The sequence below is a fragment of the Fodinibius sp. genome (assembly GCF_034521915.1).
GTDB lineage: Bacteria > Bacteroidota > Rhodothermia > Balneolales > Balneolaceae > Fodinibius.
On sequence record NZ_JAXHLU010000001.1, the window covers coordinates 213,193 to 224,459 of the forward strand.

Consider the following 11,267-nt stretch of genomic DNA (forward strand, 5'->3'; position numbering starts at 1 on the left):
ATCAAATATTATAAGAAATAAGGTGACTTTTTAATTGAGTTTACACGTCTAAATTTTATTTTAAACTAAATTAGATATTTTTTTGCATGTCAACTTTTAGCACAATTCTTAGCTTACTTATTGTAATCACAGCCTGTACTCCATCAAAAAAAGATGACTTATCAAGCAAAAATGATAAAAGTCATACTGATTCTCTTATTATACAATCACGCAACGATACTATGGGTGTACAACCTCCCGCTCCTTCACTTCCTCCGGGAACAGTAAAAATAAAAGCGAATATAGAAAAAATTAAAAAACTAAGAGATGAGGTAGCCGTTTATATCACAGTTTCTCAAGTACTACAACGTGGTTCTTCCACACCATTACTCCAGAAAGAACAATCCGTTAAAGTTGATGCCACAACATTTAATAAAAATGCAAACCAACGATTCCTCACCTTAGAGGAAGGAAAACAATTCATTCTACTTGTGGGAAATACTCAATCCCTGGGTAATCAGTCTCAAAAGTGGACTCTAAACAACATTGAAACTGATTCTTCAAATAAAACCATCTCCGATGACTCGTAACGCTATAAAATATTTGCTTCTTTCAACCCTTCTTGCAGTTGGGTTGCTCGCTCTATTTTTATTTTTGCCTCAAAATACTTCTACCAACCAAAAGGCAGAGCAGATTGAAAAGCCTACCTCAAATCAAGTTGAACGATTAAAAAAGAAAGCAGCCCGGGGCAAGTACTATTTTCGGATGTTACGAAATCCGGCCACAAATAAGATTCCCGATGATGCCCGCCAGCGAGAAGTGCAAAAGGCAAAGCAAATCCCAACGCGCCAAAACATAGATATTCAATTTTCTCATCAACAAAAAGGACTTCTGGACTTCCACAATTTTACTTGGGAACAAGCCGGACCCTTTGATGTAGGCGGTCGAACTCGAGCATTGGGTGTAGATATCAATAATTCAAATACTATTATTGCCGGGGGGGTATCGGGCGGAATCTGGAAATCTACCGACGGTGGCAGCTCATGGAATCTCAAAACAAGCGACTTTACCAATCTTAGTGTTACTTCACTGGCCCAGGATCCTACTGAGCCGGATACATGGTATTATGTAACTGGTGAATTTTTGGGAAACTCAGCATCTGACCGCGGATTTACTGCTCCCTATTACGGTACCGGCGTTTATCGATCCACTGATAACGGAGAAACCTGGTCAATTATTCCTTCCACTAAAGATGAGAACGCTTCATACAACAGCCCTTTTGACTTTATGAGTCGTGTTACGATTAGCCCGGTTACGGGATCTGTATTTATTGCAAGTCATGGCTTTGGAGTACTCAAACTTAATAAATCTACCCAAGAATTTGAGTTGGTTCTTGGCGGAGTAGGAGAGCATCTTTATACTGATGTTGTTAGCAACTCAAATGGGGATTTGCTTGCGGTTATTTCCGAAGCCGACGCTGGCGAACAAAATCAAACTAATGAGCCTGGCATCTATTTATCTACTGACGACGGTGCCAGCTGGACTAATGTTACGCCATCCACTTTTCCCAGCACGCACCGCCGTACTGTCGCCGCATTTGCACCTTCTGCACCAGACTCAGCTTACATATTAACACTCAAAGGACAAGGGGACGAAACCAATCAAGGGGTCAGTTTTCATATGCTCGATCTCGACCTTGGAGCAGAAATGCTGGAGGATTCAGAAGATCGTTCCGAAAACCTCCCGGATTTTGGTGACCCTGTAGGTGGTATGGAACTTCAGGGTGGATATAATATGCTGGTAGCTGTAAAACCCGACAGTCCAGAGTTTGTAATTGTAGGCGGTATTAATCTGTTTCGTTCTCGTGACGGATTTGCCACTAGTCCCACTGGCGGCTATAATGATGATGACAAAAATGAATACTGGATAGGCGGATATGCTAAAGAGAATAATTCGAGTCAATATCCCAATCATCACCCGGACCAGCACGAATTTTTCTTTGATCCAAACAATCCAGACCGCATGTGGTCCGCCCACGACGGCGGCATCAGCGTCACTGATAATCTTACAGCGGTTGCGGTGGGCTGGCAAGACATGAACGAAGGCTACGTTACCACACAATTCTATTCATCTGCTATATCCTCCGAAATAGATGATGACCGGGTAATGGGCGGCACACAAGACAATGGTACGCCCTTTTTTCGGTTTGATAGTGAAACCAGTGAAAGCACAACTTCAGATGATATCTCTTTTGGCGACGGAGGATATGCATTCTTCACTCCATCGCACCTCTTTGTATCTCGACAATTAGGAAGTGTTCTTCGCTATAAAAGATCTGAAGATGGTGGACCTACTAATCCATTTGCATATGTGGATCCAATTGATGTAAAAGAGCAATTATTTGTGCATCCGTATGTTGTTGATCCCAATGATGAAAGTATTATGTATTATCCTGGAGCCAACACACAGGGAGGCACCTGGAATATCTGGCGTAATACCAAGGTTGATGATATTAGTAATTCAAGCAATCCCGATGGCACTTCGAAAGAATGGGAAGATTTGAACAATCTAAGTGTTCCATCCGGATATGAAATTTCGGCTCTTACTGTTTCACAAAATCCTGCCAACATTTTATTCTATGCCGGATCTTCCCGAAATCAACAACCGGTACTTTACAAGCTAAGAAACGCCCATGAAGCCACCTCTGGTGCAGAAGAGATATCAATACCTGATGCCGCTGATGGTTCATATATCCACGATATAGAGGTGAGTCCTACCAATGCCGACGAGATTACCGTAATAATCTCAAATTATGAAGTTGAAAGCATTTATCATACGCTCGATGGCGGAGAAAGCTGGGTGGGAGTAGAAGGAAATCTCGGTGATGGTGGTGATTTAGGTCCCTCAATACGTTCCTCAGTCACTATTCCAGGAGAACAAGGCAACATCTATTTTGTTGGAACCAGCACCGGTATTTACTCGACTACGAATCTCGACGGATCAAATACAAACTGGGAACAGGAAGCAACAGATGAAATTGGTTATGCCGTAGTTGAACAGCTAAATGCTCGATATAATGATGGAACTATTATTGCAGGAACTCATGGCTTAGGAATGTACCGCGGCTCTTTTAATGGTAGCGTTTCACTACCTTCAATAACAGTTAATCCTACCAAATCTCGGGCCGGGGAAAAAGTCACAATTGCGGCCTCTAACTTTGAGTTTAATAACAACCCTGAAGAAAATGAAGTAACCTTTGGTACAGTGATGGCCAATGTGCTGGAGGCTACTCCAAACGAGTTAGTTGTTGAAGTTCCACGAGGAGCTATTCCGCGCAACTCTAATTCCAATGCTATTCAAGTAAAAGCAACTGCTGGCAATACCAGTGCAAGTCAAAACTTCACTATTTTACCCCCTAATGACTTTGCCATAAAGCAAAATTATCCTAACCCATTTAATCCTTCAACGATCATTCCGTTTGATGTTCCAGCCAGAACTCGAGTAACTCTAACAATATATAACATAAGTGGAGAAAAAGTATTAGAGCCTATCAAACAAGAATTCTATAATGCAGGATCTTATACAGAAAGAGTTGACCTGTCAGGTCTGGCAAGTGGCATTTACATCTATACTATTTATGTACAAGCGGTATCGGGCGGCGATGATGCACTTCAATCCAAAAAAATGACTTTAATTAAATAATAATTTTGTCCCTCATAATTATTCTCTCCACTCTTCCATGATTTTTTTGAATTCGGACTGGAACTCATGGGTACGGTCCTTTGCATACCACTTATGCAGCTTCTTGGCCCATTCTTCTTTGCTGATACCTTCATCATTTTTCCATGCCATCGCTTTTTCCTGGGCTGCATCAGGTCGCGGTCCCCATGTGCCAATTTCCTTGAATGTATCGGCATCCAGACAAATTAACTTCGGAATAGAACGACCGCCATTGGTTAAGTACTCATCCATAATATTCAGATGCTCATCCCGGAGAATAAACTTTATATCTATATTTTCGGATTCATTGGCAATCTTAACAAGAGCTGGAATATTTTGAGCCGCATCTCCACACCACGCCTCAGTAAGCACCAACCAAATCCAATTTTCGTCAAGCTCATTCAATTCTTCAACCAGTGAATCCATAAGCTCTACCCGCTTATCAAGACGATTCATTCGCTGCACGTTCATCTTAGTATAATGAACCATCTCTTCGGAGTGATTATCGCCGGTAGTTTTATCCTGCTCCAACAGCTCATCAATCATCTGGCGGTATTCATCATAATCCATCGCTTCATTAATAATTTCAGGTGTAATAACACTTTCTGCAACACTGTTCATACTGTCTGTAGATTTTGAAAATTAACGTTGTAACTAAAGACGATAATAGATCTCATATTCTTACTGCAATAACAAATAGCCTACCCAAGATATTCCATTATTCTTGAATGCTTTAAGAAAAGGGCCACAACCAGAAACCCTACAAATGCCATCGATGTACCATATTTGATCCACATAACCTTGCTGTAATCTTCGCTTGTCGTGGACAACCCTTTTAACAATGCAAAGACAATTATCCCAACAATAAATCCCATCACTCCAAAGAGAAAAGCAAGCCAAAAGTTCGACATTCCAATAGCAAAACCTACCAAAACAAGTCCGCTTAAAAAAGCCGAAATAAAAAATTGCGTTACTCCTTTTTTTCCATATTGCAAGGCAAATGTATGGTCACCCCGCTTCCTATCTTCCTCCACCTGATATATTTGCGATATGGGATACAGGCTTAACAGCATCAGGGTAACACCAACGGCCGCAATCCAAACCGAAATATCAAGTCCTGAATTTCCCGCAGCCAGATAACCCAACAGTACTGAATTAAATCCCGTACTTACGCCAATGGCCACAAGACTTTTATGGGGATGATTTTTCCATCGTGCCAACGGCGTGGAATACAACCAAAAGAAAAATATGCTGATCAGATATATACCGCTAAATAAAAAACCTTGGGCGACAGCAATCCCCAACCCAATTCCCTGTAAAATCAGGCTGGCAGCCCACATCCACGACTGCATCTCAGGTGGATTTTGTAGTCCGCCAATCGGTCCCTCATCCTTATCCCAAAAGGAATTATATGCGGTAGCACCGCCAAAAAGCAACAAATGAACATTAGCAAATTGAAGAAGAAATGATTGTACGTCCAGATCCGCACTTAAAAATCCGCCGAGTAAAAATCCACCCGACAAAATAAATAGCTGGTAGTGCCAACGCAGATGTAGTATAAAATGCCAGAGTTGCTTAGTTATATGAATATTTTTGTGATCCGGCATTGGGCATTACTTATAAGTTACTGGATTCAAAAATGTCAGCATACCAATTTTAGGCTTATCAATCCAACAAAAGATTGGTATTTTAGGAGTTATGATTTTAACCGAGACGCAAGAAATATCATATATTAAAAACCAATTATCGCCAGATCAATGGCGAACTCAAAAAAGCGATCACTTCCAGAAAATCAGTACTCTTATTGATGATTACCTGGAAAGGCGATCGCACCAGAAAAAAGATCCGGTACTCGATTTCCTATTCGAATATTACGCCTTTCGTCCCTCATATCTAAAACGCTGGTCACCGGGTCTCGGCACACTGCTTATTAACGGAGCATCGCACAATTGGCCATTCGATGAAATGGCAACAGCTGATGGAAATTCCTTTTTGGACATAAGCCATTTTGATAAGGGACGTATTTCTTCTGCTAAATGGATTTTAAATGTACTCGAGCAATCCTTAACCCGAAAGCCGTCATTTGGCTGTTTTGGGATGCACGAATGGGCTATGGTATATAAAGCCGATCGGGTTCGCCACGATTATCTATCCCTGCGCATGGATAAAGAGGAATTAGCTGAATTTGTGGAATCACGCCCGCTGGTTTGCACTCACTTTGATGCCTTTCGCTTTTTTACGGATGAGGCTAAACCACAGAATAAATTTGAGCTCAATCGGGAAAAATTCGCTGATATGGAGCAGCCCGGATGCCTGCATACCAATATGGATCTATACAAGTGGGCTTTCAAAATGTACCCGTGGATTTCCAGTGAAACAATCAGAGAAGCTTTTGAGCTGGCTTTGGAAACACGTGTTATGGATATGAAAGCCAGCCCCTATGATTTGCGCGACTTTGGGTTAGCCCCTATCAAAATAGAAACCGATGAAGGACGCCAGCAATATATGAAGAAGCAGCGATCCATTTTTAAAAAGTCGCAGCCAATCCGCCGACAGCTTATCGAGGAGTACGAATTCATTATAAAAGCTGCCTCCAACAACAAGAGGTAAAGATCCTGAAACAAGTTCAGGATGACACTTGCTGATTTATATTCTGATCCCACAAGTCTTTTAACTGTGGATTCAATTTTTTGATCAAATTAAATTTCCACTCCCTATGTCAGTTTTTAAGTTGCTTCTCTCTTTCTATTGCTTCTTTAATATTTGGATACCGCTCAAAATATAACAGTACATCTAAATTGTATTTTGTAGTAAATCTTGAACCATAGCCAAACTTATGATCAAGTATTCTTTCATCTAATTCACTTGAAACGCCTATATAAAGCACGTTACGTTTAACATTAGATAAAATATAAACATAACCATTTTTTCCCGATGTATTCCGATATCCCATTGTTATCCTTTTTATTTTTATTATAAAATCAACAATAGTAAGATACTTTTGAGGGTACCTCCCTTACATAGAATATGTGTCATCCTGAACTTGTTTCAGGATCTATGATTTGCAATAAAGAATCAGGAACCAATAATCTTTGACTGCCTATCATCTAATGCGTATTGTTCTAAAACAGATAAAAAATCCAAACTCCAAATCTTATCATAATAATGGCTGAACTTGAGGACGCCGATTACGAAGCTTATGAACAGGATATCAAGCTGCTCGTCGACACTCTTCGCAAGTGCTTTAACGCCGAAAAAGCTCGGTACAGCGTAGTCGGACATCTTAATACCCTATTTATTGAAATTGAAGGGCTGGATGAGCTTTCAGCTGAAGAAATTTCGGAAGTTGCAGAACCGGTTCTTGATGAGCTCGACATGGATTTTGATGAAATTTCACTTATCCCGCTAAAGAATTAATAAAAGTTTTAAATTTTGAAAAAGGATATCATTCCTGAACGGAATCACCTATTTTCAAACATATCTTGACTGTAATACATATTTCAAAATATAACTTAGGGTTTTACTTATTATGGCAAGTGCAACTACAGATTACCAACTCAGGTGTGTGGCCAACGACCACCTTAACTCAGAAGAAGAAACAACTACCTACTGCACACAGTGCGATAGTGTTCTTAGAGTCCACTACGATAAGCCTTCCGATGGGCTCCAATATCCGCTAAAAGAGCTCAAACCTGACCCGTTAAAAACCCATCCTTCGGCACTCAAAAAGTTGGACCGCTTGTCAGAAACCTATGGCGCAGACCTCTGGGCCAAGCTCGAATTTGAGCATCCCACCGGCTGCTTTAAAGATCGCGGCAGTTATATCGAAGTTCAGAAAGCCCTCGAACTTGGTGCTGATGCTATCTGTCTTGCCTCAACCGGAAATATGGCAGCCTCGGTAGCAGCATATGCTTGTTATTTTAAGATTCCCTGCTTTGTATTTGTACCTGAAAAAACGACGGATGCTAAAATTGCTCAGGCTACTATATACAACGCCAATATTATCCGCATAAAAGGAGATTTTAGCACCTGTGAAGCACTTTGCCGTAAATTTGCGAAATCCGGCAACTACTATTTAGCCGGCGATTATGTTTTTCGTGAAGAGGGACAGAAGTCTTTCCCCTACGAACTCCTGGAGCAGAATGGTGACGATTTTGATTACATTTTTGTCCCTGTGGGATGCGGAACTAACTTTGGTGCAATCTGGAAAGGATTTTCCGAGCTCAAAGAATCAGGCGAAATTTCTAAGCGACCAAAAATGATTGCCATCCAACCCGAGCAAAGCTCTCCGGTCGTGGAAGGTATCTTCAAAAAAGAGAAAATCATCAAGAAGCAGGTAAATACGATGGCCCAGTCGGTGGCTGCTTCCGACCCGGTAGACTTCCATAAAGTGATGCTGGGCATTGAAGAATCGGACGGCTCGGCATACACAGTGACCGAAGATGAAATTCTGCAATCACTCAAGGAGATGGCCGTGGAAGAGGGCCATTTTACAGAACCGGCCTGTGCCCTTCCGCTGGCTGCTTTCAAAAACAATATCGATAACTTCAAAGATAAAAAGTGCCTGTTTATCCTAACCGGATCTGGCCTTAAAGATACCAAGGTGGTTGCAAAGCACTCCTTATCTTCACCGGTCCTTTCGCCCGATATTGATAAGGTTACAAACTATATCAAATCTGGCTTTATCGAGATGCAGAAGGATTCCTGGGGTAAGTCGCGTGATACGTTTATGGCAAACCTCAAGATGGATGAAGATCACGAAAAGCTCTACAATGAGTACATATCCAAGATCAATAAAAAAGGCAAAACGCTTAGCAACAACGAGATTGAAGTGCTTCAATCGTTGATATTTAATGAAGATCTGGATCTTGAATATCCTGTTGAGGTTCTTGATTACAAAATAACCATGCGCAAGCACGGCTTGGTACAAGCTGCTGTCAAGCTCGATATACAGGGAGAAGAAATTATATCAGAGGCCAAAGGTGTTGGTCCCATTGATGCTATTTTATCTGCTATTCGCGCCGAAACCAATTCGGTCTTCCATCTTGAGGTCAAAAATCACGAAGTAGAAATACTGAGTCCCGACACAGATTCACTGGTTGTCGTCACGCTTACTTTGGCTAACAACGATCAGGAATGGGTATCGAAAGGGGCTTCACCGGATACGCTTGAAGCGGTTATTCAAGCATTTACCAAGGGAATAGCAATAGCGATGAAATCTACTGTGACCTAACCAGTTAAAGATTATCGATAAGTCCCCGGCACTTGGAAGTGCCGGGGACTTGGCCTCATTCATAAGAAGAATCATCCATAAGTATCCAAAAGCCACGTTTTTAACTCTTCGTAGTCGTCTGACATCCTAATACTTTGTTTTTGCTTATCCAGACACGCTTCAAGTCGGGTTGGCATATCAATTTTCTCATCGATGACAGGCTCAATCACATCCCCAAACTTCGCCGGATGTGCAGTAGATAAAATAACAAATGGTGAGGATTGAGCTTCTCCAAAATATGACCTTTCAGTCATCTGATACTGCTGAACCGCCCGGTAGCCTACTGCCGTATGCGGGTCCATCAAGTAATCTTTTTTTCGATACACTTTTTTGACAGCTCTTTTGGTTTCGGCATCAGAAAATGATGCACTCCATAGATGCTCTTTTATTTTCTGATGATCACCGTCAAAGATATGTATAATCCGTTCGAAGTTACTGGGATTACCTACGTCCATTGCATTTGATATCGTCCGTTGTGAAGGACGTGGATGAAATTTTCCGGTACGTAAAAATTCCGGAACTACATCGTTGATATTAGTAGCAGCAATAAATCCGGCGGCGGGCATGCCTATTTTTTGGGCCATTAGCCCCGCAGTAAGATTGCCAAAATTTCCGCTCGGTACGCAAAAAATGGGTGCCTTTTCTTTCGGTAGTTGATCAACCGCATAACCGTAGTAAAACATCTGTGGGATGAGCCTCGCGATATTAATAGAATTGGCTGAACTCAGCATTAACTGCCGATTTAGCTCCGAGTCCGAAAATGCCTGCTTCACCATCCGCTGACAATCATCGAATGTGCCCTCCACTTCCAGCGCCGTCACATTTTGACCAGCTGTAGTAAGCTGCTGCTCCTGGATACGACTCACTTTCCCACTGGGATAAAGCAGACAAACCTTGATGCCATCCACACCTAAAAATCCCTGTGCCACAGCACTGCCGGTGTCTCCTGAAGTAGCAGCTAAAATCACTAAGTCTTGATCAGATTTCTCTCGCAACGCAGAAAAGATGCGAGACATAAAACGAGCTCCAAAATCCTTAAACGCCAACGTAGGACCGTGAAACAGTTCCAGGATATATATACCATTTTGAAGTTCAATTAACGGAGCATCAAAATTAATAGCTTGGCCAACGACATTTTTCAAAGCTGAATCATCCAGCTCATCTACAAAGAGACGACTGATTTCATATCCGATATCCGGCAATGTTTTCTGGTTGATTTTATTCCAAAATTCATCTCGCAGTTTCGGCCAATGCTCCGGCATATACAATCCCCCATCGGGCGCCAATCCCCGCAGTGCCGCCTCGGCAAACGAAACCGAATCTGCTTTTCCCTTAGTGCTGATAAATTTCATCGCTCCTCCAGAATCTGGGGCCCCGCTTTATTAATTTTAGATACGTAAACCTCGTTTTCGAGTCCAACTTTGGTAAAGATGTCTTGCATCGCTTTGCCCACGGATTCAGCTGTTTTTTTATCCACTGATAGTGCAAAAATAGAAGGACCCGAGCCCGAAATTCCACTTCCGAGTGCACCGGCATCAAGAGCAGCTTTTTTGACGTCATCGAAGCCTGGAATCAACACCGAGCGAACCGGCTCAATAATCACATCCTGCAGCGATCGGGAAATGAGTCCGTAATCACCTTTCAACAACCCGGCAACCAATCCACCGACATTACCCCACTGCGTTACCGCTTTCTGTAATGAGACATTACGGTGTAAAATTTTTCGCGTATCTTCAGTTTTAATTTCTATTTGGGGATGTACAACCGTCGCAAATAACGATATTGGACAATCTAATTCAAAGACGTCTGGCGGTTGTTGACTACGGATAAAAACAAATCCCCCAAACAATGAAGGAGCAACATTATCGAGATGAGGTGTTCCACACGCTATGCGTTCGCCTTCGGCGGCAAAACCAAGCAGTTCATTCCGTGAACACGGCGAACCCAATAAACAATTTACCGCTACAATTGCACCTACTGAACTGGCCGCACTGGAACCGAGCCCGCTTCCGAGCGGCATCTTTTTATAAATTTCCAGCTCGATCCCTACATCACTATTAACGTGCTCGAGCAACTTTTTTGCCGCAACGCCGGCTGTATTTTCATCTACCGAGGTCGGCAGAGCGCCTCCTTCTCCGGTAACTTTTGTGATCCGAATTCCCGGCTTTTCAGATCGACATGCTATAATCTCATCACCCGGCCGTTCAAGGGCAAACCCCATTACATCAAAACCACAGCTGACATTGGCAACCGAAGCCGGGGCAAATACTTTCACTCTGTTAAGCTGATCACCCAT

The 11,267-nt window shown here is 42.2% G+C and carries 10 protein-coding genes; 5 read left to right on the top strand and 5 right to left on the bottom strand.

The window, feature by feature from the left end; genetic code table 11:
- Positions 1–86: 86 nt before the first annotated feature.
- Together U5J89_RS00975 and U5J89_RS00980 are read left to right on the top strand one after the other, a co-directional pair.
- Positions 87–569, top strand: coding sequence for a hypothetical protein (locus U5J89_RS00975; protein WP_322573735.1), 483 nt, complete (start codon positions 87–89; stop codon positions 567–569).
- The gene (locus U5J89_RS00980; protein ID WP_322573736.1) at positions 559–3,681 is read left to right on the top strand and encodes a T9SS type A sorting domain-containing protein; all 3,123 of its coding nucleotides are present in this window, start codon (positions 559–561) and stop codon (positions 3,679–3,681) included. The genes U5J89_RS00975 and U5J89_RS00980 overlap by 11 nt, the downstream gene beginning before the upstream one ends.
- Before the next feature lie 18 nt (positions 3,682–3,699).
- On the opposite strand, the gene U5J89_RS00985 is transcribed toward U5J89_RS00980, so the two are convergent.
- A complete protein-coding gene (locus U5J89_RS00985) occupies positions 3,700–4,320 on the bottom strand; it encodes a thioredoxin family protein (RefSeq protein ID WP_322573737.1) in 621 nt (206 codons plus the stop codon).
- Between the two features lie 80 nt (positions 4,321–4,400).
- The gene (locus U5J89_RS00990) at positions 4,401–5,306 is read right to left on the bottom strand and encodes a UbiA family prenyltransferase (RefSeq protein WP_322573738.1); all 906 of its coding nucleotides are present in this window, start codon (positions 5,304–5,306) and stop codon (positions 4,401–4,403) included.
- A 91-nt stretch (positions 5,307–5,397) separates the two neighbouring features.
- On the opposite strand from U5J89_RS00990, the gene U5J89_RS00995 reads away from it, so the two are divergent.
- Positions 5,398–6,309, top strand: a complete 912-nt coding sequence (locus tag U5J89_RS00995) for a 3-methyladenine DNA glycosylase (RefSeq protein WP_322573739.1) — start codon at positions 5,398–5,400, stop codon at positions 6,307–6,309.
- A gap of 109 nt (positions 6,310–6,418) precedes the next feature.
- Here the strand turns inward: U5J89_RS00995 and U5J89_RS01000 are convergent, their stop codons facing one another.
- Positions 6,419–6,652 carry a GIY-YIG nuclease family protein gene (locus U5J89_RS01000; RefSeq protein ID WP_322573740.1) on the bottom strand — a complete coding sequence of 78 codons (234 nt, stop codon included), beginning with the start codon at positions 6,650–6,652 and terminating at the stop codon, positions 6,419–6,421.
- A gap of 212 nt (positions 6,653–6,864) precedes the next feature.
- On the opposite strand from U5J89_RS01000, the gene U5J89_RS01005 reads away from it, so the two are divergent.
- Together U5J89_RS01005 and thrC (U5J89_RS01010) are read left to right on the top strand one after the other, a co-directional pair.
- Positions 6,865–7,116, top strand: a complete 252-nt coding sequence (locus U5J89_RS01005; RefSeq protein WP_322573741.1) for a hypothetical protein — start codon at positions 6,865–6,867, stop codon at positions 7,114–7,116.
- A gap of 112 nt (positions 7,117–7,228) precedes the next feature.
- Positions 7,229–8,932 carry a threonine synthase gene (gene thrC / locus U5J89_RS01010; RefSeq protein WP_322573742.1) on the top strand — a complete coding sequence of 568 codons (1,704 nt, stop codon included), beginning with the start codon at positions 7,229–7,231 and terminating at the stop codon, positions 8,930–8,932.
- A gap of 71 nt (positions 8,933–9,003) precedes the next feature.
- Here thrC (U5J89_RS01010) and thrC (U5J89_RS01015) read toward each other — a convergent pair whose 3' ends face one another.
- Together thrC (U5J89_RS01015) and U5J89_RS01020 are read right to left on the bottom strand one after the other, a co-directional pair.
- A complete protein-coding gene (thrC, locus tag U5J89_RS01015) occupies positions 9,004–10,323 on the bottom strand; it encodes a threonine synthase (protein WP_322573743.1) in 1,320 nt (439 codons plus the stop codon).
- The gene (locus tag U5J89_RS01020; RefSeq protein ID WP_322573744.1) at positions 10,320–11,267 is read right to left on the bottom strand and encodes a homoserine kinase; all 948 of its coding nucleotides are present in this window, start codon (positions 11,265–11,267) and stop codon (positions 10,320–10,322) included. The genes thrC (U5J89_RS01015) and U5J89_RS01020 overlap by 4 nt, the downstream gene beginning before the upstream one ends.

Coding starts and splice junctions, on each gene's coding strand:
- U5J89_RS00975 (WP_322573735.1), top strand. CDS start 87: ATGTCAACTTTTAGCACAATTCTTAGCTTACTTATTGTAATCACAGCC.
- U5J89_RS00980 (WP_322573736.1), top strand. CDS start 559: ATGACTCGTAACGCTATAAAATATTTGCTTCTTTCAACCCTTCTTGCA.
- U5J89_RS00985 (WP_322573737.1), bottom strand. CDS start 4,320: ATGAACAGTGTTGCAGAAAGTGTTATTACACCTGAAATTATTAATGAA.
- U5J89_RS00990 (WP_322573738.1), bottom strand. CDS start 5,306: ATGCCGGATCACAAAAATATTCATATAACTAAGCAACTCTGGCATTTT.
- U5J89_RS00995 (WP_322573739.1), top strand. CDS start 5,398: ATGATTTTAACCGAGACGCAAGAAATATCATATATTAAAAACCAATTA.
- U5J89_RS01000 (WP_322573740.1), bottom strand. CDS start 6,652: ATGGGATATCGGAATACATCGGGAAAAAATGGTTATGTTTATATTTTA.
- U5J89_RS01005 (WP_322573741.1), top strand. CDS start 6,865: ATGGCTGAACTTGAGGACGCCGATTACGAAGCTTATGAACAGGATATC.
- thrC (WP_322573742.1), top strand. CDS start 7,229: ATGGCAAGTGCAACTACAGATTACCAACTCAGGTGTGTGGCCAACGAC.
- thrC (WP_322573743.1), bottom strand. CDS start 10,323: ATGAAATTTATCAGCACTAAGGGAAAAGCAGATTCGGTTTCGTTTGCC.
- U5J89_RS01020 (WP_322573744.1), bottom strand. CDS start 11,267: ATGGGTGATCAGCTTAACAGAGTGAAAGTATTTGCCCCGGCTTCGGTT.